The organism is Acidithiobacillus sp. 'AMD consortium' (assembly GCF_008926505.1).
Taxonomy (GTDB): domain Bacteria; phylum Pseudomonadota; class Gammaproteobacteria; order Acidithiobacillales; family Acidithiobacillaceae; genus Acidithiobacillus; species Acidithiobacillus ferridurans.
The window spans coordinates 2,351,606-2,374,004 of sequence record NZ_CP044411.1 but is presented as its reverse complement, the minus strand read 5'-3'; the positions used below and the strand labels follow the sequence as shown (position 1 = coordinate 2,374,004).

26 protein-coding genes and 1 pseudogene are annotated in these 22,399 nt (G+C 57.2%); 19 read left to right on the top strand and 8 right to left on the bottom strand.

Translation table 11 applies throughout. The annotated features are described in order from the left end of the window. Positions 1 to 53 precede the first annotated feature (53 nt). The 3 genes from F6A13_RS12420 to F6A13_RS12410 are packed head-to-tail and all read right to left on the bottom strand — an operon-like array spanning position 54 to position 1,979. On the bottom strand, positions 54 to 1,442 hold the full coding sequence (locus F6A13_RS12420; RefSeq protein ID WP_225981830.1) for an APC family permease: 1,389 nt from the start codon (positions 1,440 to 1,442) through the stop codon (positions 54 to 56). After that, positions 1,439 to 1,624, bottom strand: coding sequence for a type I restriction enzyme endonuclease domain-containing protein (locus F6A13_RS15690; protein ID WP_197722475.1), 186 nt, complete (start codon positions 1,622 to 1,624; stop codon positions 1,439 to 1,441). Before F6A13_RS15690 ends, F6A13_RS12420 begins: the two co-directional genes overlap by 4 nt. Before the next feature lie 52 nt (positions 1,625 to 1,676). Next, positions 1,677 to 1,979: a BrnA antitoxin family protein gene (locus F6A13_RS12410; protein ID WP_113526055.1), complete on the bottom strand. Its 303-nt coding sequence runs from the start codon at positions 1,977 to 1,979 to the stop codon at positions 1,677 to 1,679. A gap of 717 nt (positions 1,980 to 2,696) precedes the next feature. Between F6A13_RS12410 and F6A13_RS12400 the strand changes: the two genes are divergently transcribed. Then, positions 2,697 to 3,545 (top strand): DUF72 domain-containing protein, encoded by an 849-nt coding sequence (locus F6A13_RS12400; RefSeq protein ID WP_225981829.1) that lies wholly within the window; start codon positions 2,697 to 2,699, stop codon positions 3,543 to 3,545. 284 nt (positions 3,546 to 3,829) lie between these two features. On the opposite strand, the gene F6A13_RS12395 is transcribed toward F6A13_RS12400, so the two are convergent. Beyond that, positions 3,830 to 4,861, bottom strand: a complete 1,032-nt coding sequence (locus tag F6A13_RS12395) for an IS110 family transposase (protein WP_113526057.1) — start codon at positions 4,859 to 4,861, stop codon at positions 3,830 to 3,832. A gap of 224 nt (positions 4,862 to 5,085) precedes the next feature. After that, complete coding sequence (locus tag F6A13_RS12390) at positions 5,086 to 5,301, bottom strand: hypothetical protein (protein WP_126604344.1); 216 nt, start codon at positions 5,299 to 5,301, stop codon at positions 5,086 to 5,088. A gap of 213 nt (positions 5,302 to 5,514) precedes the next feature. Between F6A13_RS12390 and F6A13_RS12385 the strand changes: the two genes are divergently transcribed. The 7 genes from F6A13_RS12385 to F6A13_RS12355 all read left to right on the top strand — a co-directional run bounded on the left by F6A13_RS12385 (position 5,515) and on the right by F6A13_RS12355 (position 9,425). Next, on the top strand, positions 5,515 to 5,913 hold the full coding sequence (locus F6A13_RS12385; RefSeq protein WP_113526059.1) for a VOC family protein: 399 nt from the start codon (positions 5,515 to 5,517) through the stop codon (positions 5,911 to 5,913). Positions 5,914 to 6,002: 89 nt separating this feature from the next. Next, positions 6,003 to 6,488 (top strand): cupin domain-containing protein, encoded by a 486-nt coding sequence (locus F6A13_RS12380; RefSeq protein ID WP_126604343.1) that lies wholly within the window; start codon positions 6,003 to 6,005, stop codon positions 6,486 to 6,488. A gap of 10 nt (positions 6,489 to 6,498) precedes the next feature. Beyond that, positions 6,499 to 7,146 (top strand): transglutaminase-like domain-containing protein, encoded by a 648-nt coding sequence (locus F6A13_RS12375; RefSeq protein WP_126604342.1) that lies wholly within the window; start codon positions 6,499 to 6,501, stop codon positions 7,144 to 7,146. A 13-nt stretch (positions 7,147 to 7,159) separates the two neighbouring features. Next, the gene (locus F6A13_RS12370; protein WP_126604341.1) at positions 7,160 to 7,819 is read left to right on the top strand and encodes an FMN-binding negative transcriptional regulator; all 660 of its coding nucleotides are present in this window, start codon (positions 7,160 to 7,162) and stop codon (positions 7,817 to 7,819) included. Next, positions 7,816 to 8,502, top strand: a complete 687-nt coding sequence (locus F6A13_RS12365) for a DJ-1/PfpI family protein (protein ID WP_113526063.1) — start codon at positions 7,816 to 7,818, stop codon at positions 8,500 to 8,502. Before F6A13_RS12370 ends, F6A13_RS12365 begins: the two co-directional genes overlap by 4 nt. Positions 8,503 to 8,592: 90 nt before the next feature. Then, positions 8,593 to 9,063, top strand: coding sequence for a GNAT family N-acetyltransferase (locus F6A13_RS12360; RefSeq protein ID WP_225981828.1), 471 nt, complete (start codon positions 8,593 to 8,595; stop codon positions 9,061 to 9,063). A 152-nt stretch (positions 9,064 to 9,215) separates the two neighbouring features. Continuing rightward, positions 9,216 to 9,425, top strand: coding sequence for a type II toxin-antitoxin system HicB family antitoxin (locus F6A13_RS12355; protein ID WP_113526065.1), 210 nt, complete (start codon positions 9,216 to 9,218; stop codon positions 9,423 to 9,425). Positions 9,426 to 10,027: 602 nt separating this feature from the next. Here F6A13_RS12355 and F6A13_RS12350 read toward each other — a convergent pair. Next, positions 10,028 to 10,225: pseudogene (locus F6A13_RS12350) on the bottom strand (transposase); the annotation flags it as partial. A 392-nt stretch (positions 10,226 to 10,617) separates the two neighbouring features. On the opposite strand from F6A13_RS12350, the gene F6A13_RS12345 reads away from it, so the two are divergent. The 9 genes from F6A13_RS12345 (at position 10,618) to F6A13_RS15460 (ending at position 14,301) form a co-directional block, all read left to right on the top strand. Continuing rightward, the gene (locus F6A13_RS12345; RefSeq protein WP_226858178.1) at positions 10,618 to 11,160 is read left to right on the top strand and encodes a class II aldolase/adducin family protein; all 543 of its coding nucleotides are present in this window, start codon (positions 10,618 to 10,620) and stop codon (positions 11,158 to 11,160) included. Next, positions 11,157 to 11,546: a PadR family transcriptional regulator gene (locus F6A13_RS12340; RefSeq protein WP_172959321.1), complete on the top strand. Its 390-nt coding sequence runs from the start codon at positions 11,157 to 11,159 to the stop codon at positions 11,544 to 11,546. The genes F6A13_RS12345 and F6A13_RS12340 overlap by 4 nt, the downstream gene beginning before the upstream one ends. Further along, the gene (locus F6A13_RS12335) at positions 11,539 to 11,928 is read left to right on the top strand and encodes a carboxymuconolactone decarboxylase family protein (RefSeq protein WP_113526068.1); all 390 of its coding nucleotides are present in this window, start codon (positions 11,539 to 11,541) and stop codon (positions 11,926 to 11,928) included. Before F6A13_RS12340 ends, F6A13_RS12335 begins: the two co-directional genes overlap by 8 nt. After that, positions 11,921 to 12,307 (top strand): hypothetical protein, encoded by a 387-nt coding sequence (locus F6A13_RS12330; RefSeq protein WP_113526069.1) that lies wholly within the window; start codon positions 11,921 to 11,923, stop codon positions 12,305 to 12,307. The genes F6A13_RS12335 and F6A13_RS12330 overlap by 8 nt, the downstream gene beginning before the upstream one ends. 276 nt (positions 12,308 to 12,583) lie before the next feature. Beyond that, complete coding sequence (locus F6A13_RS12325; RefSeq protein WP_113526070.1) at positions 12,584 to 13,114, top strand: hypothetical protein; 531 nt, start codon at positions 12,584 to 12,586, stop codon at positions 13,112 to 13,114. Between the two features lie 141 nt (positions 13,115 to 13,255). Beyond that, positions 13,256 to 13,444: a hypothetical protein gene (locus F6A13_RS12320; RefSeq protein ID WP_126604339.1), complete on the top strand. Its 189-nt coding sequence runs from the start codon at positions 13,256 to 13,258 to the stop codon at positions 13,442 to 13,444. 72 nt (positions 13,445 to 13,516) lie between these two features. After that, complete coding sequence (locus F6A13_RS12315) at positions 13,517 to 13,729, top strand: AbrB/MazE/SpoVT family DNA-binding domain-containing protein (protein ID WP_113526071.1); 213 nt, start codon at positions 13,517 to 13,519, stop codon at positions 13,727 to 13,729. Beyond that, positions 13,729 to 14,127: a type II toxin-antitoxin system VapC family toxin gene (locus F6A13_RS12310; RefSeq protein ID WP_126604338.1), complete on the top strand. Its 399-nt coding sequence runs from the start codon at positions 13,729 to 13,731 to the stop codon at positions 14,125 to 14,127. Before F6A13_RS12315 ends, F6A13_RS12310 begins: the two co-directional genes overlap by 1 nt. Beyond that, on the top strand, positions 14,128 to 14,301 hold the full coding sequence (locus F6A13_RS15460) for a hypothetical protein (RefSeq protein WP_172959301.1): 174 nt from the start codon (positions 14,128 to 14,130) through the stop codon (positions 14,299 to 14,301). It begins immediately after the preceding gene. A gap of 263 nt (positions 14,302 to 14,564) precedes the next feature. Here F6A13_RS15460 and F6A13_RS12305 read toward each other — a convergent pair whose 3' ends face one another. Together F6A13_RS12305 and F6A13_RS12300 are read right to left on the bottom strand one after the other, a co-directional pair. Continuing rightward, positions 14,565 to 15,632 carry a ribonucleotide-diphosphate reductase subunit beta gene (locus F6A13_RS12305; protein ID WP_225982026.1) on the bottom strand — a complete coding sequence of 356 codons (1,068 nt, stop codon included), beginning with the start codon at positions 15,630 to 15,632 and terminating at the stop codon, positions 14,565 to 14,567. 88 nt (positions 15,633 to 15,720) lie between these two features. Further along, positions 15,721 to 18,573 carry a ribonucleoside-diphosphate reductase subunit alpha gene (locus F6A13_RS12300; RefSeq protein WP_126604336.1) on the bottom strand — a complete coding sequence of 951 codons (2,853 nt, stop codon included), beginning with the start codon at positions 18,571 to 18,573 and terminating at the stop codon, positions 15,721 to 15,723. 324 nt (positions 18,574 to 18,897) lie between these two features. Between F6A13_RS12300 and tldD the strand changes: the two genes are divergently transcribed. Continuing rightward, positions 18,898 to 20,343: a metalloprotease TldD gene (gene tldD / locus F6A13_RS12295; RefSeq protein WP_151528340.1), complete on the top strand. Its 1,446-nt coding sequence runs from the start codon at positions 18,898 to 18,900 to the stop codon at positions 20,341 to 20,343. A gap of 97 nt (positions 20,344 to 20,440) precedes the next feature. Next, a complete protein-coding gene (gene ftsH / locus F6A13_RS12290) occupies positions 20,441 to 22,366 on the top strand; it encodes an ATP-dependent zinc metalloprotease FtsH (protein ID WP_113526076.1) in 1,926 nt (641 codons plus the stop codon). Positions 22,367 to 22,399: the final 33 nt, after the last annotated feature.

Below are 22,399 nucleotides of genomic sequence, written 5' to 3'. Positions count from 1 at the left end.
CATCCATCGCTTTGTTGGTGCGCGGGCCATTTTCCCGGTGGAAATTGGCAGGCTTATGGTTCGTCCACGGCAACAAGGATATGCCGCAAACGCTCCGGCCGAAACGCCGCCCAGTAGAGTCCCCAGAAAAAAATGACCATCACCAGCGCGACAAACAGCAGAGTGGCCGCGCCTTCACCGCCGACCGGCAAGGGCCAGAGGCTGACCGCCATTACTTTGATCAGGAGCGGCAGGCTGATGCCGGCGATGATCAGGCTGAGCCAGCGCCAGGCATGGCGCTGGCGAAACAGGAACCAGGGCGTGGCGACGTTGGCCAGGCCATAAATCAGCAGAAAGGCCAGCCCGGTAAAGGTGCCAAAGGTGCCGACCACCGATAATATGGGGATTTTCCACAGGGTAACCACCGCCATGCTGATGAGCACGCTGATGGCGAGTACCCGCAACGCCCGCGCCGGGGTGCCGTGGCGTACATCTCGGTGATGGAAAAAACGCGGGATGACCCCGTGCCCGGCCATACTATAAAGAATCCGCGAGATGCTGTTGAGGGTGGCAATCGTGGCGGAAAATGCCGCCGTCGCCATGGCGAGATCGGAAAAAATGCCGAGCCAGGGATGACCGATGGCCTTGGCGATGGCATTGAGCGGGGCCGCACTGTCGCCCAGAGGGGTAGGAAGGTGGGCAAAAGCCAGCACCTCGATATACGCCATGACGACGAAAAACCCGCCAACCATCAGCACGGAAAGCACCATGACGCGCGGGATGGCGGTGCGTGCCGCGCTGGTCTCACCCGCCAGATTGCCCGCCGTCTCAAAGCCGCCGTAAGCCAGCAGCGAGAGAATCAACGCCCGCGCCAGTGGCGCGGTGTGCAGGCGCTGGAAATTCCACTGAGCCGGATCGCGCCAGCCAAAATGCCAGAGTGTTGCCGCGGCAATGAAGACGATGCAGAGGATAGAGAAGATTTCTACCCAGAGCCCCCAGCGCGCGGAAATTTCGATGCCGCGCAGGGCCAGTCGCCACGCCGCCAGCAGATAGAGCACCCCAATCCCCGCAATCCAGCCCACCCCGGAAACCGGCCAGAAGAAGTGCAGTGCCTGCTCCACAAATAGCCCGCCCAGCAGCGGGGCCGCCGCCAAAGCGCCAAAGTACCCGGCCATCATGGTGAAGCCCGCGACCATGCCGGAAATCGGATGCAGGGCTTTGCTCAAATAAAAGAACAGCGAGCCGGGGGAGGGAAAATGTCTGGCCAGAATGCCTACCTGCAAGGCCACCAGGGTCATCAGCACGCCGATAAGGGCATAGGCCAGCCAAGTAAAGGAGCCGCCGTGTATGGCCACCAGAGAAATCGTGACGGCCGGCATGGCCGACGGCGTGATATTGGCGACGGCATGACCCCACAGCTCGCTGACGTTTATGCGGTCACCGCTAGCCCGGCCAAGCGTCACGCCGCCGCCCAGATCGCCGACAGCAACTCCGCCTGGGCCAGCACCGTTTGGGTTGCTTCGTCCTGCAAGTCCGGTGGCAAACCCTGTTTTTTGAGGATGCGCCTGACCATCACCTTGATCCCGGCGCGCGCACTTTCTCTAACCGTCCAGTCGATGCTGGCGTTCTGGCGCAGCTCGGTCATCAGACCACCGTGGAACGTGGCACGATCAAGCCATACCCAGCCGATGACATGATCAGGATCTCCGCGTCGGAGAATGGGTTTTGAGCCAGTCGCGCAAGGCGGCATTCATGCGGGTCTGCCAGCCGGGGCCGGAGGCGCGAAACATTTCCAAGACATCGCGATCGAAACGGATCGTCGTGGATTCCTTGAGCGCTCCCACGGGTCGCCCCCGCTTCTTGCGATGGGCATCGATGCCAGCCTGCATCTCTTCCCGCGAAAGCGGGCGGTCGCCTTCGTCGGTTCCATCCCAGGCAAAGTCGCCGGTGGCCCGGAGCCGCGCCAAATCAGTCTGTGAAGTCGTTTTCAAGCCACTCATGGTACCACTCCCGTCCTTCCGCGCCGGCTTTCCGAAAGCTGATGAGGCGAGATTCCTCGCCGCGCTCGGCATGCGCCAAAGAAAGCACGGCGAACAGCTCAAACACATAGGCAAGGGACCGAAGCCGCATTTCGCTATTCCATACCACCGGAACGTCGAGACGATAGCGGGACTCCGGCAGCCAATCCGCATCGCGAAAATCCGGCCTCTGGCCACTAGATTTAGTGTAGTAACATAAAAAGTGGCGGTCAATGGCGGCGGTGGTTTTTTATGCCGGCATGGTCTTCTTGGCTGTGGGAAATCGAGATCCAGCAGGTGGTCATGTCTTGTCGAATATTTCGCTGGGGCTATAGAAACAGCCTTGTTGCATCAGACCATGCGGCGCTCACACATGGTCGTTGGTCGTCATTCATCTGTCCTATACTTTCAAGGGCCAGATGATCTGACCTCGTCGTCCATAAGGCGAGCACGAGGATGGAGTGTAGCCATTGATGGTATTTTCATACGGGGCAGGACTCTGGAAGAGTCCTGCGAGGGCGCGGTAGCGGGGGGCTTTGCCATGATGGCCAACCTCGCCCAGATGTGGGCAACCCGTTCGGTCCGGATCGACTCCGAGATCGGCAACGACAAGCGCACAAGCTGCGTACCCTGCTGGATCACATCATCGCTGGTAGCGGCTGGCCCGTGGCCGATATCCGAAGCGTCCCCGCGAGTGACATGGCCCATGGACCTCATACGGGTTACCTGCAGCAGGATCTCGGCAGCGGTGAGGAGGCACTGGTGGCTTCCATGGACTTTTCCAGGCCCCCCATGATGGAGGAGGTCGGCGTGGGAAAGCCGGTTTCATCGCCTTACCACATCGGCTGCTCCGGCTGGCATTACGCCCATTGGGTCGGGGCGTTTTATCCGCCTGACCTGCCTTCGACACGCCGGCTGGCCTTTTACGCCGGGCGCTTTCATACGGTGGAGATCAACAACAGCTTCTATCGATTGCCCGGCGAGAAGTGCCTGCGTGCCTGGCATGACGGCACGCCCGCAGGCTTCCTCTTTGCCCTCAAGGCTAGCCGCTTCATCACCCACATGAAAAAGCTCAAGGATTCCGAGGCGTCACTAGCCCGGCTCCTGGGGCGCGCGGAAAGCCTGAGGGAGAAACTGGGACCCGTGCTCTTCCAACTGCCACCCCACTGGAGACGGAATGCCAAGCGCCTGGAGAGATTTTTACGGGTGCTGCCCTCTGGACACTGCTACGCCTTCGAGATGCGCGACCCAAGCTGGCATCATCCAGAGATCTACGCGCTACTCAAGGCCTATAACGCCGCCTTTTGCATCTTCGACATCGCGGGTTTTCAATCTCCCATCCAACTGACGACCGATTTCGCCTATATCCGGCTGCACGGCCCCAGTCTCTCCGCCTATGCCGGCTGTTACACGACTGAGGCCCTTAGGGCTTGGGCGGCGCGCATCCGGACTTGGGATCTGCGCACCGTTTATGTCTACTTCGACAATGACCAGGCCGCCTACGCCACCCGCAATGCTTTGGAACTCATGGGAATGCTCGGACTGTAGCTTATATGGATGCCTCCATACTTATATGGATGCCTCCATGTGTGCAAGATGATTTTGATGTCTGGCATATTGAGGTCGGGTTGCTGTCTTATATCCGGCCTTTGATGCAGGATGATAAGCCTGCTGGCCCCGATGGAATCCGCCGGAAAAGTCCTTATCTGTAACACGTCCTCGAAGGACAAGTAACTGCCAGGCTCTCTCTTCCGTGGTCTGACCTGTTTTGCCATCAATCGTTTATCAGCCTGCGCAACTCCTTTTGTTGAACTTCAACAATTCTGTAACAGTTACGATATGGAAGCCGCATTCATTGTGTGACTTGCCACATATTCTGTATTTTTCACTAGCAGTGCCCAGATGGTTCGGGCCATCTTGTTGGCCAATGCCACCACCGTCACATTGTGTGGCCGTCGGCTGAGGAGCTTGTCGATCCAGGGATTCCGGTTCTTGATCTGGAAGTTCACTACCGCCCGTGCCCCATGGGTCAACAGAGATCGCAGATAGGTGTCCCCCCGTTTGCTGATGCCTAGCAGCCGGACCTTGCCACCGGTCCCACTCTGGCGGGGAACCAGCCCCAGAAACGCCGCAAACTCCCGTCCTGAACGGAAGGACTTCATATCCCCCACGGTGGCGATGATGGTGGTTGCCGTAAGCAGCCCCACGCCGGGGATGGCCATCAATCGCGTCACTGCCTCCTGGTCTTTCTTCCACAGCGTTAAACGCTTTTCGATCTCTGCAATATCCTTGTCCATCTCTTCGAGGCGTTTTAATTGCTGGCGAATCGTGTCCAGCATCATGGGCGATATAGAGTTTTCCAGATTGGTCAAAGCATCTGGAACCTCTTTCAGCCCCCGTTGGCGACCTTGCGGCAAATCGGCACCGAATTCGTAAAGTAAGCCGCGGATCTGATTCACCTGCATCGTCCGGACCTTGATCAGTTGTGACCGCATGCGGTGCAGCGCCAGGACCGATTGCTGTTCCTCAGTTTTGACAGCCACGAAGCGCATGTCCGGCCGTTGTACGGTCTCCCAGATGGCCGCAGCATCGGCTGCATCGTTTTTGTTGGTTTTCACGAAGGGGCGCACAAACTGCGCGGCTATCAAACGCACCTCGTGGCCGAGCTTTAGCAACTCGCGCGCCCAATAGTGCGCACTTCCGCAGGCCTCCATGGCAACGACGCCGGGTTGTCGGTTGGCGAAGAATTCCAAGAGCCTACGGCGCTTCAACTGTTTGCGGTGGATTTCACCAGTCTCCATATCTACCCAGTGCAACTGCATGACCGACTTTGCCAAATCCAGTCCATAGGTTGTAATCTCCATGATGAGTCCTCCTTGTCCTTCGCGTGGGTAAATTTCCACTTTGGCACCTTGATGCCGTCCGGTTCAAGCGAGGACTCCCTTCTGAAACTCCCCGCTGCCGGTCCTGTGTAGGGGGAGGCATCCATGCCATCTGTAACGGATCTGGGGCGCACCATAGCAGAGCCACGCGGGCGGTTGCTCTATGCATGAAGCACTCCTTATCCCCATTCGACGCCCCGCCGCAGTCAAAGCCCGTTGGACAGCAACAGGCTGATTGCAGACATTAAGCAGCAGAAAAAATTGATCTTTTTGGGCGCCTCGTTTGGCTGCGACGTTATACATCTGGCTCCTTTTTTGCGGGTGCCTTTGCCGATCACCAAGATTGACTCCCAATTGTCGTCGGCGCTTGTGTGCTTGAACTCCGTCGTGATTTGCTGTTGCGTGAAGAATGCGTCGGTCATATGCCCTCCAGCGGAGACTGAAAGCGGTCATCCGTTTTCGTTGGCGACGGGCGAGGTGATGCTTTCCTTGAGCCAGGCACATAGTCGAAACCGACAGCTAGACAATAGTGTCCGAAAACATAGTACCATTGGTTTTATCTACCCTTCATCACTGCTACGCTGGAATCGCCCTTGGCCCCGTCCCACTCCACGAACACTTTCTGAGATCACGCTATGCGCATAGACCTCCTGGACCATGTTGTCCTGACCGTGGTGGATATATCTGTTACGATCGCCTTCTATTCACGGGTATTGGGCATGCAGGAAATCACCTTTGGTGACCAGCGAAGGGCCTTGGCCTTTGGGCAGCAAAAAATCAACCTGCATTCGGCAGGGCGTCCTATTGCTCCGCATGCGGCCAGTCCCACTCCCGGGTCGGCGGACTTATGCTTCATCGTGGCCGGTGGTATCGAAGAAATGCTCGCCCATCTGCAGACCTGCGGAGTCGCCCTGGAAGCCGGTCCGGTGCCCCGCACTGGAGCCACGGGGCCGATCACCTCTGTCTATTTTCGGGACCCCGATGGCAATTTGCTGGAGGTGGCCACGTATGATCAGCCGATACAACTGTCATGACCGGTAATTCGCGCGTCGCACTGGTTACCGGCGCCACCTCCGGCATTGGTCTGGCTATCGCGCAGTGAACGTAAAGGAGTGGTACTGATATGGATACCCGAAAACTGCTGCTCACCGCGCAGGAAATCAGTCAGATGAAGGGCGAACATAAGGTCCATTTCCTCAATCCCGGCGCCGTTCGTATCAATAAGTCTTTAGGCGATGCGGTAGGCCTACGGCACATGGGTATACATCTCATCCAGATAGAGCCGGGTAAAGAGAGTACCGAGTACCACCTGCATCATTATGAAGAAGAAGCCGTGTACGTGCTGTCTGGTAAGGGCACGCTCACCATGGGGGGTGATCAGTATCTCATCGCCCCAGGTGACTTCGTCGGTTTTCCTTGCCATGCAGCCGCGCACAGCATCATCAACGATGGGACGGAAACACTCGAGTGCCTGGTCATCGGTCAGCGCCTGGATCAGGACGTCGCGGATTACCCGAATCAGCATAAACGCCTGTACCGTAATCATGGGGAATGGAATCTGGTGGATATGGCAGATATCCGTGTGTTGCGCGAATCCACGCAGGAATGACAGGAAACCTATGAAACTCGCAAAATTTGATAGCCAGCCGTCGCCGCACTTCCTGATGGAAAGTGCCACCGTAGATTATACGCATGCCGATATCCGCAAGTTGGCAGCCGCGCTGTCTTCTGACGATCCAACGGCAACCGCCAGGCATTGCTTCGAATGGGTACGCGATCACATTGCGCACAGCATGGATTTCCACCGGGAAGAAGTGACCTGCGCCGCGTCGGATGTGTTGCAGCAAGGCACTGGCCTATGCACCGCGAAAAGTCATCTGCTCGTGGCCTTATGGCGCGCCAACCAAATCCCTGCAGGATTTTGCTATCAACGGCTGACGCTGGATGGCCCCAATCCGCCTTACTGCACACACGGCTTCACCGCGGTCTGGCTGGATGACCGGGGCTGGTATCGTTGTGATGCGCGCGGCAACAGCAAACCCGGGATCCGCTGCGAATTCACGCCCGGACAAGAGAACCTGGCCTATCCGACTATGTATAACGGCGAGCGGACCTATCCGGATATTTGGGCAGAGCCCTGGCCAGACTTGCTCGCCGCCATGGGGAAGTTGCAAAACATATCGCAGTATCGGAACCATCCCATTGACGCCTGCCCACCCGCCGCGGATTTGTGCGCAAGTGAGTCTGCAGCGCCGAACATGGAATGACAGGAGGCCGAACTTGTATTGTCCTGAGCCATTTGCAGAAAACCGCCCGGAAATCCTGCGGGCGCTGATTCAGCGTTACCCTCTCGCAACACTGGTCAGCATGGGCGGTAATGGTTTGGAGGCAAATCATATTCCCTTGTATCTCGCACCCGGAGAAGGACCGCAACCGGTGCTGCAGGGACACGTGGCACGCGCTAATCCGCTGTGGCGAGAGGCGCCCCCGGACGATGAGGTGCTGGTCATCTTTCAGGGGCCGCAACACTACATCAGCCCCTCGTGGTACGCGACCAAGGCGGAAACCGGCAAGGTGGTCCCAACCTGGAACTATGCCGTCGTCCATGCTTACGGTCCGCTGCAGGTCAGAGACGATCCCGCTTGGGTACGGCAACAGATGGTCGCCTTGACCGCGCAGCAGGAGAGTGGCTTTACCCTGCCCTGGCAGGTGGATGATGCGCCTCGGGACTTTACGGAGCGGCTTATTGGGCAGGTGGTGGGCATAGAAATTCCCATCTCCCGCTGGATGGGTAAGTGGAAGGTCAGCCAGAACCAGCCGTTTGGTAACCGTGATAGTGTCGTCGCACACCTGGAGCAGCAAAACCAGCCTGACTCCGGGTCCATGGCTGAATATGTTCTGGCCAGCCTGAAAGACGGCAAACAGGACCATCCCGGATGACGATTACGGTGGGTTTTCTGGTGTTTCCGGGCATTCAACTGCTGGATCTGGCGGGTCCTTATGAGATTTTTTCGGCCTTGCCGGATGGCGAGATACATCTTTTCTGGAAAACCCGGGAGCCGGTGGCCTGTTCAGCGGGTATGCGCATTTACCCGACGACCACCCTTGACGATGGGCCGCTGGTGGACGTGCTTTGCATTCCGGGCGGCGTCGGCATCAACCCCTTGCTATGCGATGAAGAAGTACGGGGATGGGTGCAGCGCCAAGCGTCGACAGCGCAGTTTGTCACCTCTGTCTGCACCGGTGCCCTGCTGCTTGGCGCCGCGGGATTACTCGCTGGACGGCGCGCGACGACGCATTGGCGTTATCATGATCTCCTCGCCAAATTTGGCGCCATACCTGTACAGGAGCGTGTGGTTCGGGATGGTAATCTGATCACTGGCGGCAGTGTTACCGCCGGAATAGACTTTGGTCTCGTGCTGGTCGCAGCGCTGCGCGGTCAAGCCGCAGCGGAAGAAATTCAGCTTGCCCTGGAATATGCGCCGGAGCCGCCTTTCCAGGCCGGCAGGCCGGAGGATGCCCCCAAGGATATCGTGGAGGTTGTCCGGCGCCACACCGAAACATTGCGCGCCGAACGTGAGCGGATGATTGGGCAGTGGATAACACGTCCTCCAGCGGAATGAATCAAGGGCAAGACGAAGGGGATGATTGTGGGGCGTAGACCATTGCTACCTCAGATGGTGATTCGATTGTTGGCGAAGGATGAACTGGCCATGATCTTGCCGCTGGTACAGGAGCTCAATCCTGGCGTGCCGCCGGACGTGCTCGCGCAAAGACTTCAGGATATGACCGCACAGGGATATCGCTGCGCCGCCGCGCTTGCGGATGATTGCTGTATCGGTGTGGCGGGCATTTGGCTGGGCACGCGTTTTTGGTGTGGACGCTATCTGGATGTCGACAACGTGATCGTCGATCCGCAGTATCGGGGTGTCGGTATTGGTCAACAGCTTATGGATTGGGTAGAGACCTACGCGCACAAAGAGGGCTGCGAAATCATGGTGCTGGATGCTTACGTCACCAATCATCCTGCGCACAGGTTTTATCAGCGCAACGGTTACCAGATCATCGGCTACCACTTCGTCAAATCATTGCAGTCGACTGACGTATCCACAAGCCCAACTGACAGCATGACGGAAGTCATTGATGAGGATGGGGCTCCTCGTCAAGAGCCATGGGTGCGATAGCCGGGATGGCCGCAGCAGACTGGAAGCGGTCGTTACCATAGAAGGGGTGGCCGAGATCATCAATCTCCAACCCATAGGACGCATGGCGAAGCCCTACCAAGTGAAGCAAGCGCGCAGCATACTCACCAAGTATCACCTAGGGATTAATAACGATGAGTAAGTATGAACTGGTCATTTATTGGAGTAACGAAGACAGTGCTTTTATCGTGGAAGTTCCTGAACTCCCTGGCTGCATGGCCGATGGCGCCACTTATCAAGAGGCGGTAGCCAATGCGGAACGGGTGATTGGTGAATGGGTCGAGACGGCAACGGAGCTGGGGCGCCCCATACCAGAGCCACGCGGGCGGTTGCTCTATGCATGAAGCACTCCTTGTCCCCATTTGACGCCCTGCTGCGGTCAAAGCCTGTTGGACAGCAGCAGACTGATTGCGGTCGTTCAACCGCGGGAGGCAGATGACATTATCCGACCTATATTTACCAGTTGGCTGCATACAACGCTGTAACAGCGCAATGAACGCATGGCCGCTATTCTCCTAAATCCGGCTTTGGCCACGGATCGGCCGAGTCGTTAGAGAATTTCTACTGCGTCAACGTTGAGTTCTGCTGAAATTGGCGGGTGATCACTCATTGGCGTTCCTTGAGGCATAACGTCGCAAATCACGGCGGCAAATAGCAGAGCGAGGAACGAGCGGCGCTTTTTTCCGCCCGAGTGCATTTGCCTTGTTAGCCATTAGATTAGAATACTGGTTCAGAGTACAAGTCAGATTTTCTTACTACAGCCGATATTTCGTACTTTGCACTCACTTCAGCGACTAGATCGACAAGCCATGTTGGAGCAGTTGGTGCAACGTGAATAGTAGTAATTAAATCATTCAAAACAATTGGCACTGTTGTGCCAGACTGACTGATTTGCTTACCTAATTCGATTCCATTGTCATTACTTGGCAAATGGTTCCTCGACGTTTTAAGTGGGTATCCTGAGATCCAGTTTACCCAGGATCAGGTAGGCCATGTTGATGAAGTTTTTGTGGGTGCGGTAACCCCGAGCCTTGGCCTTGGCGGATTGGATGAGGCTGTTGAAGCCTTCGAGAATGCCGTTGTTGATCTGGCTCTCGAACCAGCGGAGCACGCCATCCCAATGGTTCAAGACGGTATCTGACACCGGGGGCGGGGAATGCCAGAATACCTGTGTCTCCTGTGAATTTAGGGTAATGCGGCGTTTCCTGCGTGATTTTTGGCACCTTTTTGCAGAGAGATCCCCATACCGCTAATCGAGTTATGGCAACCTTCATACCCCCGACAAATGCCGCATCTCCGCCGGCATGCGCCTCACGTTCTAAATGGCTTGCACTGCTTCACAGCCAAGAGTATTCTCGTGTCATGTATATGTGATTTACATATATTACCAATAAACATCTAACTGTGAGGTGATTCATGACTGACAGCACACTAAATCTGGCACAGGAACTGATTCGTACCGCCAATGCGCTGCGTGAGCGCGGCCTGCTGTTCCGTGGTGCACACGCCAATCTTTCTGCGCGGTAGGACGACCGCCTGCTTATCACTCGTGGCGGTTCGGTCGCCAATCTGGGTGAAAAAGACCTCTCCTGGCTTCCGGTCGCGGCCGAAGGCCTGCAGTCTGATTTTGATGCCAATTATCGCGAAATCATCGAGATGCACACCCGGCTTTACCGGCATCGTGCGGACATCTGCGCGATCATTCACTGCCACCCGACCCACAGCACAGCGTTCGCCGTCGCCCAGCAGTCCGTGCCCGCAGTTTACGAACCGATGCTGCGCCAAGGCATGCATACCGATGTGCCCGTCGTCGCTTGGGCGCCGCGCGGTTCGAGCGCCTCGGTAAATGGAATACTCGAGGCATTCGACAGGCCCGATACGGTAGCCGTACTGCTGGCCAACCATGGCGTACTGGTGACGGGCGATACGCCTGAAGTGGCACTGAACCGCCTGACGGCATTGGAAGAGGCCGCAGAACTGGTACTGCATGCGCGCGTGCTAGGCGGAGAAAAGGCACTGCCCGATGCCGCTTATCGCGAAGTGGCGGAACGCATGCAACGTTTTCGGAAGGCGTCTTGAGACCCAGAGAGTCCAATCGCCAGGGCCGACACCTGGCAAGCTTCGCGCTGCTCCTCTGTGCAGAGGAGCCGACACATGGCCTGGCCCTTCACCGCAGCATCAATCAATTGCTGCCGGAAGGGCTCAAAGTGGATGCCGGCAATCTGTACCGCCTGCTGCGGGAGATGGAGGCGCGCGGCACATTGCGTTCGGAGTGGAGCACTGTCGGTTCTGGAGCGGCACGCCGCGTTTACCAGATCACACCAGTGGGTCTTGACGAATTGGCAGACTGGCACGAGGACATTGCGCACCGCCGCCAAGCCTTCGATCTCTTTATCCAACGCTACGATGCGCTGCGCTGCCGGCCCGCAACGCACGAGCACTTAAGGAATCCGCTAAATGAATGAAACTCCCGTTGAGACACGTTACAAGGAACTATTCGGATATATCCCCGATGGCGTACGCATGAGAATCGATCTGGCACGCATGGCCGGCCGTGAGACCGCTCTCGAGGCCATCGAGCACCTGCGCGACACGTTAATCCATCACAATCCGCTTGAACGCAAAACCCAGCAGCTTGTCCATCTGGGTATGCTTCTGGTACTTGGCCGTGAGGCACCCGCTCTATTGCATGCACGTGCCGCAATCCAGGCAGGCGCAGACGCGCCTGAGCTGCACGGCGTGTGCGAAACGGCAGCCATCGTCGGCGGCATGCCGGCTTACAACCTGGGCGTCCAAGTGGTCAGCCAGGCCCTGCGGGAATCCACAGGAGACAACGCCAATGAGTGATGTCACCTCGGCGCAATCCAGCAGCACACTCGCCGGTACAATCGAACTGCGCCTGACCGCCGCCGCTCGACGCGCGCTCGCGCAACGTGAGACACCATTGCTCGTACATCTCGAATTGCTGTTCAGTTGCATGATTCGCAAACAGGTGCTGTTCCTGGAGTCAGAACATCCTGACGCTCTCCTGCTTGATGGCGGCGAGCAGCAAGTACGGATCGGGTTCCGCGCCGTCGGCACGAAGACCTGCCTGATATCCGACCAACCGGTACCCGAGCTGCAAACCTTCCCCATCAAGCGAGTGGAACCGTTCCTGGCGCGTTGGCTGAGTCTGGATATTAAACATGGACAATGGCGCGGAGAGTTTGGTTACGTAGGCAATTAAGGGTGCGCCCTTCACGCAACGAGGGTAAGCACCCAGCAACCCCCGTCTTCCCCTCACATGCGTGGGGAAGACGGGGAAAAAAATGGTATCAAGAGATCAGGCACGGCCTGATTCCTAAATATCGCGTTTTATACCTCCTTTATGCAAAGGAAACCGACTTGGATTAGACTGTGGATTGGGAGGCGTACTAGCTTCTCTTCAATCTGCTTTAAGCGGTTCACGAACCAAATCTCCTAGTTTTTACCTGGAGATATTTACTGTTATAAGGATTGTCTAATGAAATCTGTAAAAGTATTGCTATCGAGTATCACAGCCATTCTGTTGTTGAGCACTTCCTCTGCCTACGCCTTGTCTTTAGGTCAGCTTGAAACAATGAGCCCTGGTCAAAAGAAACAGGCCCAACAGTATTTTCGAACTCATTCCCTGGGTTTTTCTTCAATTTTCAAAAGATATCATCCTGGACCTTACTGGATACTAAAGAATAAATCTGCGTTTCATTTGACACCCGGACAAATCCAGAGGGAAAGCCAGATCAAGGATGAGATGGCTATGCACACCATCGAGGATGACAGGGCACTGCAGCAGGCATATGACAAGTACGAAAAGGACGCCGCTACCGCACATCCGACCTTGGCAACGATAAAAGGTGACATCATCCGCGTTGGGAAAGCAGAAATGCGATTAGGATGGGAAATGGTTCCTTACCATCTCCAAGGCTATGCATTGCTCAATCCCGCACAAAAAGCCACCTACACCCAATTGGCTGCCAAGACTTGGGCACAGCATCACAGAACACCTGACAAGTGAGCGGGCGGAGGGACGATAATCGCTCAGAAGTCTCCCGCGAGTTTTCGGCTATCTCGCAATTTTGAGATGACGTAAGGAGAAAGGAGAAAATCGCGGGAAAGGCTCAATCTGTAAAACTTCCTGGGTTCCTCGACGTTTTAAGTGGCTAGCCTGAGATCCTGTTTACGAGTGCTGGAGCGTATCTACATCGGCCGTCGCTTCAAGAACGACACCGAGCGGCTGGAAAAGCTGTTCGATCTCTACACCAAGATGACCGCTGCGGCTGCACCGGCCAAGGGCAGCAAGCGCAAGGCGGGTGCGAAACACCCAGAGTCAACGCTTGGGCTGTGAAATTGCCTGGCATCCCGGGCTGGAGTCAGGTATTCTTACCAAATACGCATCGATTCCACAGGAGTGCGAACCATGACCGCTACAGCCACCTTGTCGAGCAAGTTCCAGATTTCCATCCCCAAGGCCGTGCGCGAAGAGCAGCACTGGGAGGCAGGGCAGGAGTTCGTGTTCATTCCCAAGGGCAAGGGTGTGCTGGTGATGCCTGTGCCCGAGATGGCGCAGTTGGTCGGCATCGCCAAGGGTGCTGCCACCTCTGATGTCCGTGATCGCAAGGATCGCTACTGATGGGGGCAGCGCCTTGCGTGGTCGATACCTCGGCATGGATCGAATGGCTTGCCGACACCGCGCTGGGCAAGCGTCTGGGAAAGCAGTTTCCGGACAGGCCGCAGTGCATTGTGCCGACCATCGTGCAGCTTGAACTGTCGAAGTGGCTGGTGCGTGAAGTCGGCGAGGAACAGGCCGACCAGGTGATCGCCTATACGCAGAAATGCGTCGTCGTGCCCCTGGACACCGCCGTCGCGCTGCTCGCGGCAGATTTGCACCGCGAATACAAGCTGGCCACGGCCGATGCCATCGTTTACGCGACGGCGCGGCGTCAGGGCGCGACCTTGCTCACCTGCGATGCGCATTTCGATGGGCTGCCTTGCGTGGCGCTGTTCGCCAAGACCGATGGGGAAAATTGAATGAATATGGGGAAAAGCATCCCCTCCGTCTCCGTCACCTACGCCCGTAACGGCGCGTCGACCAAGGCCAATGCGCTGGGGATGCGGCCGATGCAGGAACGCGCCTACGAAAAGCGTGGCGAGCAATACCTGCTCATCAAGTCGCCACCCGCATCGGGCAATTTTCGATTTTAATCGTGTACATACTCATCACTTTCCCCTTCCCGCGATTAGGTTTGCAATGCAGTTAGTTATCGATGTTTCTAACGCATACGTTTCAAAGCTGGGCGAGAATGACTGCAAACGCTGCACTGTGGACATTCGAATTATGGTTGGGCATTACGCGCGAGACGAGGTTTTTGTCTTTTGCTGCCTCTTCATTAAGAAGAGGCAGCCTACGTTTGGCTGACTGGTCTCATTTGATCTCACTTTATGTGTCGCCCAACGAACGAACCCGCTTATTCCCAGCTCAGCGCCCCGCCGGTCTGATACTCGGTGACCCGCGTCTCAAAAAAGTTCTTCTCTTTCTTGAGATCCATCATTTCGCTCATCCACGGGAAGGGATTCTGTACGCCCGGATACTGTTGCGGCAAACCGAGCTGCACCAGACGGCGATTGCCGATATATTTGACGTATTCCCTGAAGACCGGTGCATTCAGGCCAAGCACGCCGCGGGGCATAGTATCGTCGGCGTAAGCACATTCCAGTTCTACGCCGCGGCGGATCAGGTCGATGATTTCCTGCTGGAAAGCCTCTGTCCAGAGCTGCGGATTTTCCACCTTGATCTGGTTGGCCATATCGATACCGAAATTGCAGTGCATGGATTCATCGCGCAGGATGTATTGATACTGCTCCGCCGCGCCCACCATTTTGTTCTGCCGGCCCATCGCCAAAATCTGGCTGAAACCCACATAGAAAAAGGTGCCTTCCATGATCGCCGCAAATACGATCAGCGAGCGTAATAATTTCTGATCATTTTCCAGGGTGCCGGTTTTGAAATGGGGGTCCGCCAGAATGTCGATAAAAGGCATCAGAAACTGATCCTTATTCCGTACCGAGGGTACCTCGTGGTACATGTTGAATATCTCGCCCTCATCGAGGCCGATGGATTCGACAATGTACTGATATGCGTGGGTATGAATGGCCTCTTCAAAGGCTTGGCGCAGCATATACTGGCGGCATTCCGGGGCGGTGATATGACGATACGTGCCCAGCACGATGTTGTTGGCCGCCAGACTGTCCGCCGTCACAAAAAAGCCCAGATTGCGCTTCACGATACGCCGCTCGTCCTCGGTCAGCCCCTTGGGGTCTTTCCACAGGGCGATGTCCCTGGACATCTGAATTTCCTGCGGCATCCAGTGGTTGGCGCAGGCGGCGAGGTATTTGTCCCAGGCCCACTGGTATTTGAAGGGCACCAGTTGGTTGACATCGGCGTGGCCGTTAATGATGCGCTTGTCCTCAGCGCGCACCCGTTCAAAACTGTTCATGTCAGTCTCCTCGATGCCACCAACATGCTCCGGACGCATCGCTAACGGTCCATTGAGAATGGATTCTTTACGAAGATTTTCTTCAAAACTTAACATGATGCTTTCCTTATTTTTAACAATTCCCGTATCACTGACAGGCCTCACAAGTCGGATCATCGATCGCACAGGCTTTGGGTTGACCCGATACAACAGCATTGAGGGTGCCCGTCTGCACCGTCGATTTTTCGGCTGCCGTGGCGCTCAGTGAACGCAGGTAGTAGGTGGTCTTCAAGCCGCGTTTCCAGGCCAGCCGGTAGATCTCGTCGATTTTTTTGCCGGAAGGCTGGCCGAAATAGAGGTTGAGACTCTGGGCCTGATCCAGCCATTTCTGCCGCCGCGCCGCCGCTTCCACCAGCCATTCCGGATCGATTTCAAAGGCGTTGGCATATAGGGGCTTGATGCTCGCCGGAATGCGGTCTACGGGCATGACCGAGCCATCGAAGTATTTCAAATCATTGACCATGACCTCATCCCAGAGTTCCAGGCGTTTCAGGTCGTGGACCAGATAGCTGTTCACCACCGTAAACTCGCCGGACAGGTTGGATTTGACATAGAGGTTCTGGTAAATCGGTTCAATACCCTGGCTGACACCGACAATATTGGAGATGGTAGCGGTGGGCGCAATGGCCAGGCAATTGCTGTTGCGCATGCCGCCCTGTACCTTGCCACGCAGTGTTGCCCAGTCCAGATGCTGGCTGCGGTCCACGTCCACGCCGTGCTCACGGCTGGCCGCGAGCCGTTCGATGCTGTCGATGGGCAGGATACCCTGACTCCACAGGGACCCTGGGAAGCTCTGATAACTGCCCCGTTCCCGGGCCAGATCGGCCGATGCATCGATGGCATGGTAGGAAATGACTTCCTGGCTGATGTCGGCAAAGGCGAGGGCTGCTGCCGAAGCGTAAGGAATCCGCATCTGTAACAAGGCATCGGAGAAGCCCATCAGCCCCAGGCCCACCGGCCGGTGCCGCAGATTACTATTACGTGCCTTGGCAACGGCGTAGTAGTTCATGTCGATGACATTATCCAGCATCCGCATGGCAACGCGGATGGTGTGATGCAACTTTTCCCCATCCATCATGGCGAGCAGTTCTTCCGGTGCGCTGTTCTCGCGCAATGCGCCGGAGTCGGCGTCCGCCACTGCCCGCAAATGGGCTACCAGGTTGACGGACCCCAGGTTACAGACGGCAATTTCTTTGGCGTTGGTATTGAGGGTGATTTCGGTGCAGAGGTTGGAACTGTGCACTACTCCGACGTGCTGCTGCGGGCTGCGCAGGTTGCAGGGGTCCTTGAAGGTGATCCAGGGATGGCCGGTCTCGAAGAGCATGGTCAGCATTTTGCGCCAGAGATGAACGGCTGGTATGCGCTTGAACAACCCGATGGTGCCCGCATCTGCCATGTGCTCATAGTGCTCATAGCGCTCCCGGAACGCCGCCCCGGTAAGGTCATGCAAATCCGGTGTTTCATTGGGGCTGAACAGTGTCCACATCGCGTTGCTTTCCACGCGCTCCATGAAGAGATCGGGGATCCAGTTGGCGGTATTCATATCGTGGGTGCGGCGGCGGTCGTCGCCGGTATTCTTGCGCAGTTCGAGGAATTCCTCGATATCCATGTGCCAGGTTTCCAGATAGGCGCAGACCGCGCCTTTGCGCTTGCCGCCCTGATTGACCGCCACCGCCGTGTCGTTGACCACCTTGAGGAAGGGAACGACGCCCTGCGACTTGCCATTGGTGCCTTTGATGAAGGAGCCCAGCGCACGCACCGGCGTCCAGTCGTTCCCCAGCCCGCCGCTGAACTTGGAGAGCATGGCGTTTTCTTTGATGGCCTCGTAGATGTCATCCAGGTCGTCACCCACCGTGGTCAGGAAGCAACTGGACAACTGCGGGCGCAAGGTTCCGGCATTGAATAAGGTGGGTGTCGAACTGACGAAGTCGAAGCTCGACAGCACTTCGTAAAAGGCGATGGCGTGGGTTTCGCGGTCGACTTCATTCATCGCCAGACCCATGGCCACCCGCATCCAGAAGGCTTGCGGCAACTCGATGCGACGCTCCCGTACATGCAAAAAGTAGCGATCATACAGAATCTGCATGCCCAGATACTGGAAGTCCAGGTCCCGCTCCGGCCGGAGCGCGGCGGTGATGCGTTCCAGATCATACTGCCCCAGGCGCGGGTCGATCAGCTCATTCTGGATGCCGGTTTGCAGATAGTCGCGGAAATACTGGGGATAACGTGCGGTCATCTCTGCCTGCGTCGCGGCTTCACCGAGTACTTCCCAGCGCACGCGGTCGAGAAGCAGACGTGCCGAGACGTAGGCGTAGGCGGGATCGCGCTCGATCAGCACCCGGCTGGCCAGAATGGGGGCCTGAAACAGCTCATCCTCACTGATACCGTCGTAGAGATTTTTGACGGTGTTGCCGAGAATGGCGTCTATCGACACGGCGGTGCCTAGGCCACTGCAGGCTTCTTCGATAACGGCGCGCAATCGTACCATGTCCAGAACCCGTCGGCTGCCATTCGGATAGCTGACCTGAATAACCGGGACATCGGCTGGGGTTTCCTCCGCAGCTTGCTGGCGGCGTTCCCGCGCGCGCTCCTCGCGATAAAGCACATAGGCCCTGGCGACTTCGTGTTCGCCGGCACGCATGAGCGCCAGTTCCACCTGATCCTGAATGTCTTCGATGTGAAAGGTGCCGCCCCCCGGCTGGCGCCGTTTCAGTGCTTCGATCACCTGTTCTGTCAGGCGGCTGACGAGGTCACGAACGCGCGCGCTTGCCGCCCCGCTGCCGCCCTCCACGGCCAGGAAAGCCTTCGTCATGGCGATATGAATCTTGCTGGCGTCAAAATTGACCATCGCGTTGTTGCGACGAATGACTTTGTAACGGCTGGCTTCGGAAGGGTCGTAGGCAGGGTTGCCGATGACGGTCTGGGTGGTAGGTTTAGACATGGGCGACTCCAGATCAGGGCGGTGGTGAGGACAAGCAGCGATAGCGGAAAGCGTGGCACCTGAATACTAAATATAGACTCGTTTCTGTCAGTGTCAACTACATCTTGTGCATAATATGGTGCGCAAATGGTGCAAAAGATGTGGATAACCGAACCAGCGGTATCATTTCACGACGAAATTTTGTCCCGGTCGGCGGGTGGATGGCGGTGCGGATCTGGCTGCCGACAACCCTGCTCTGTAGCAGGCGCAACAGATGGTTTGGACTTGTTCTAAACCATGGGTTGGGCGCATACTGACCATCTTAATCTGTCAGAAAGGAACGTCATGACTGCCTCAGCCCTGGAAATTGCCCGCGCTACCCTTTTTGCACCTGGCGGAATCTGCGAGGGGGCGTTGGAAAAGGTGTTCGGTCGCCTCTCCCATCGCGCCCTGGATGATGCGGATCTGTATTTTCAGTACAGCCGCAGCGAGGGCTTTAGCCTGGAAGAAGGGGTCGTGAAGTCGGGCAGTCACTCCATTGAACAGGGAGTGGGCGTGCGGGCGGTGAGCGGTGAGCGTCAGGGGTTGGCCTATTCTGACGAAATCGCGGTTGATGCCTTGTTGACGGCGGCGGATGCGGCGCGCGCCATTGTCCATCGTCCGGGTCAGACGAAAGGACTGGTCTGGCAGCAGCGTCCGGGGCTGGCACTATATCCGCCGGTCGATCCTCTGGCTTCCATTTCCAACAGCGAGAAAATCGCCCTGCTGGAACGGGTGGAACGGGCCGCCCGGGCCTGCGATCCGCGCATTGTCCAGGTGATGGCCAGCCTCACTGCCCGCTTCGAGGCGGTGCTGGTGGCGCGTCTCGACGGTACGCTGGCTGCCGATGTGCGTCCCTTGGTGCGCCTCAACGTCTCCGTCATCGCCGAGCAGGGCGGGCGGCGTGAGCAGGGTAGTGCCGGTGGCGGCGGCCGTTACGATTATCAGACCTTTCTTCAGGGCGACATGGCCGAAGGCTTCGCCCGGGAAGCCGCGCGTCAGGCGCTCGTCAATCTGGAGGCGGAGGCGGCCCCAGCCGGCACTATGGAAGTGGTCCTCGGGCCGGGATGGCCGGGCGTGCTGCTGCACGAGGCCATTGGCCACGGACTGGAGGGGGACTTCAATCGCAAGGGGACCAGCGCCTTCAGCGGTCGGGTCGGCCAGCGGGTCGCCGCGCCGGGTGTCACTGTCGTGGATGACGGTACGCTCGATGGTCGCCGCGGGAGTCTGAATGTCGATGACGAAGGGACCCCGACTCAGTGTACGACGCTGATTGAGGATGGCATTCTCAAAGGTTATATGCAGGACACCCTGAATGCGCGTTTGACCGGGACGCGTTCGACCGGTAATGGACGCCGCGAGTCTTACGCACACTTGCCGATGCCGCGGATGACCAATACCTATATGCGGGCCGGGGACCGCGATCCTCGGGAAATCATCGCCAGCGTCAAACGCGGACTCTACGCCGTCAACTTTGGTGGCGGTCAGGTGGACATCACCAATGGCAAATTTGTTTTTTCCGCATCGGAAGCATATCTGATCGAGAACGGTAAGATAACCAGGCCTGTCAAGGGCGCGACCCTGATCGGCAACGGCCCGGATGTGCTCACCAGGGTTGAAATGATCGGCAACGACCTCCAGATGGATACAGGAGTGGGTACTTGTGGTAAGGATGGCCAGAGTGTACCGGTAGGTGTTGGACAGCCGACGCTGAAAATCCGTGATTTGACGGTGGGGGGAACGCAGGGTTGAGGAAGCTGCTCTTGTCAGGTGGTCTTGAGAAGGTTAAGATCGGACGATATATTGGTCTTATAATCAGTCTAAATTCTCCCGGTCGGGGGGTGAGCTAATGAATAATGTCTTAAAAAATGTACTGTTGTGGGTGGCGATCGGTGTTATCCTGATGCTGGTGTTCCAGAACCTCAATACGAGCAGTTCTACCCCGGCCCAGGCCATGGATTTTTCGACCTTCGTGAGTAGTATCAAGCAAGGTCAGGTCGCGGATGTCACCATCAACGGTAATCATGTGGAAGGCAGCCTGAATTCTGGGCAGCATTTCAGTGTCTACACCCCGGCAAACGATACCCAGATTGTTCCCCAACTGTTGGCTGCGGGAGTGAAGATCTCGGTCAAGCCCCCGGAGGGGCAGTCGCTGCTGCTCTCCATTCTCATCTCATGGTTCCCGATGTTGCTGCTGATCGGCGTGTGGATATTCTTCATGCGCCAGATGGGCGGTGGTGGCGCCGGTGGTCGCGGCGCGATGACCTTTGGCCGCAGCAAGGCGCGGATGCTGACCGAGGAAAACAACAAGGTCACTTTTGCCGATGTGGCAGGTGTTGAAGAAGCCAAGGACGAACTGGCCGAGATTGTTGAATTCCTGCGCGATCCGCAGAAGTTTCAGCGCCTCGGCGGGCGTATTCCCAAGGGTGTGCTGCTCATGGGTTCGCCGGGTTCCGGTAAGACCCTGCTGGCGCGTGCCATCGCCGGAGAGGCGCGGGTACCGTTCTTCTCCATTTCCGGGTCCGACTTCGTGGAAATGTTTGTCGGCGTAGGCGCGTCGCGGGTTCGCGACATGTTTGAGCAGGCTAAAAAGCATGCCCCCTGCATTATCTTCATTGACGAAATCGACGCAGTGGGTCGTCAGCGTGGCGCTGGCCTGGGTGGCGGTAATGATGAACGCGAGCAGACCCTGAATCAGTTGCTGGTGGAAATGGATGGGTTCGAGGGCACCGAGGGCATCATTGTCGTCGCGGCTACCAACCGTCCGGATGTGCTGGATCCGGCGTTGTTGCGGCCCGGCCGCTTCGATCGGCAGGTCACCGTCCCGTTGCCTGACATTCGCGGACGCGAGCAGATTCTGCAGGTACACATGCGCAAGGTACCGGTTGCCCCCGACGTGGACGCCAAGGTCATTGCCCGCGGTACCCCTGGCTTCTCCGGCGCCGATCTGGCCAACCTGGTCAATGAGGCGGCGCTGATGGCCGCTCGTAGAAGCAAGCGTCTGGTGGACATGATTGACTTTGAAGATGCCAAGGACAAGGTCATGATGGGCGCCGAACGCAAGTCGGTGGTGATGAGCGACAAACAGCGTGAGACCACGGCCTATCATGAGTCCGGTCATGCCGTGGTGGCCAAGCTGCTTCCGGGCACGGACCCCGTGCATAAAGTCACCATTATCCCGCGTGGTCGGGCCTTGGGGCTCACCATGCAGTTGCCGACGGAGGATCGCTTCAACTACGAGCGTCAGGAAATTCTCAACAATATCTCCATTCTCATGGGTGGACGCATCGCCGAAGAAGTATTTCTCAACCAGATGACGACCGGCGCAGGTAATGACATCGAGCGTGCCACCGACCTGGCGCGGCGCATGGTGACCCAGTGGGGTATGTCCGGCATCGGGCCGATGGTCATTGGTGAAAAAGAGGAAGAGGTATTCATTGGTCGGGAAATGACCAAGCACAGCAATATCTCCGAGCAGACGGCGAGGACCGTGGACGGAGAGGTGCGCGATATTATTCAGGAGCGCTACGGTATTGCCCGTAAGCTGATCGAAGAAAATCGCGACAAGGTTGAGGCCATGGCCAAGGCCCTGCTGAAGTATGAGACATTGGACGCAAAACAGGTGAGCGCTATCATGGCGGGGCATGATCCGCAGCCGCCGGTGGAAGGGGGAACGGGAAGCTATCCTTCCATCCCCGACGGCAATGTCACAACGGCCGACAAATCCGGCGGGCAGTCGTTGCCCGGCCTCAACCCCGGCGAACATCCGGTTTGACCCTGACGCTGGATTGCAACGGGCGCCCCCTGG

Excerpts from the sequence above, each read along its gene's own strand:
- F6A13_RS12300 (WP_126604336.1), bottom strand. The coding sequence starts at position 18,573 with ATGTCTAAACCTACCACCCAGACCGTCATCGGCAACCCTGCCTACGAC.
- F6A13_RS12375 (WP_126604342.1), top strand. The coding sequence starts at position 6,499 with ATGAAACTCGCAAAATTTGATAGCCAGCCGTCGCCGCACTTCCTGATG.
- F6A13_RS15460 (WP_172959301.1), top strand. The coding sequence starts at position 14,128 with ATGAATATGGGGAAAAGCATCCCCTCCGTCTCCGTCACCTACGCCCGT.
- F6A13_RS12390 (WP_126604344.1), bottom strand. The coding sequence starts at position 5,301 with ATGACCGACGCATTCTTCACGCAACAGCAAATCACGACGGAGTTCAAG.
- F6A13_RS12325 (WP_113526070.1), top strand. The coding sequence starts at position 12,584 with ATGAAATCTGTAAAAGTATTGCTATCGAGTATCACAGCCATTCTGTTG.
- F6A13_RS12355 (WP_113526065.1), top strand. The coding sequence starts at position 9,216 with ATGAGTAAGTATGAACTGGTCATTTATTGGAGTAACGAAGACAGTGCT.
- F6A13_RS12400 (WP_225981829.1), top strand. The coding sequence starts at position 2,697 with ATGGCCCATGGACCTCATACGGGTTACCTGCAGCAGGATCTCGGCAGC.
- F6A13_RS15690 (WP_197722475.1), bottom strand. The coding sequence starts at position 1,624 with ATGACCGAGCTGCGCCAGAACGCCAGCATCGACTGGACGGTTAGAGAA.
- F6A13_RS12305 (WP_225982026.1), bottom strand. The coding sequence starts at position 15,632 with ATGCGTCCGGAGCATGTTGGTGGCATCGAGGAGACTGACATGAACAGT.
- F6A13_RS12365 (WP_113526063.1), top strand. The coding sequence starts at position 7,816 with ATGACGATTACGGTGGGTTTTCTGGTGTTTCCGGGCATTCAACTGCTG.
- tldD (WP_151528340.1), top strand. The coding sequence starts at position 18,898 with ATGACTGCCTCAGCCCTGGAAATTGCCCGCGCTACCCTTTTTGCACCT.
- F6A13_RS12315 (WP_113526071.1), top strand. The coding sequence starts at position 13,517 with ATGACCGCTACAGCCACCTTGTCGAGCAAGTTCCAGATTTCCATCCCC.
- ftsH (WP_113526076.1), top strand. The coding sequence starts at position 20,441 with ATGAATAATGTCTTAAAAAATGTACTGTTGTGGGTGGCGATCGGTGTT.
- F6A13_RS12330 (WP_113526069.1), top strand. The coding sequence starts at position 11,921 with ATGAGTGATGTCACCTCGGCGCAATCCAGCAGCACACTCGCCGGTACA.
- F6A13_RS12335 (WP_113526068.1), top strand. The coding sequence starts at position 11,539 with ATGAATGAAACTCCCGTTGAGACACGTTACAAGGAACTATTCGGATAT.
- F6A13_RS12310 (WP_126604338.1), top strand. The coding sequence starts at position 13,729 with ATGGGGGCAGCGCCTTGCGTGGTCGATACCTCGGCATGGATCGAATGG.
- F6A13_RS12360 (WP_225981828.1), top strand. The coding sequence starts at position 8,593 with ATGATCTTGCCGCTGGTACAGGAGCTCAATCCTGGCGTGCCGCCGGAC.
- F6A13_RS12385 (WP_113526059.1), top strand. The coding sequence starts at position 5,515 with ATGCGCATAGACCTCCTGGACCATGTTGTCCTGACCGTGGTGGATATA.
- F6A13_RS12395 (WP_113526057.1), bottom strand. The coding sequence starts at position 4,861 with ATGGAGATTACAACCTATGGACTGGATTTGGCAAAGTCGGTCATGCAG.
- F6A13_RS12410 (WP_113526055.1), bottom strand. The coding sequence starts at position 1,979 with ATGAGTGGCTTGAAAACGACTTCACAGACTGATTTGGCGCGGCTCCGG.
- F6A13_RS12380 (WP_126604343.1), top strand. The coding sequence starts at position 6,003 with ATGGATACCCGAAAACTGCTGCTCACCGCGCAGGAAATCAGTCAGATG.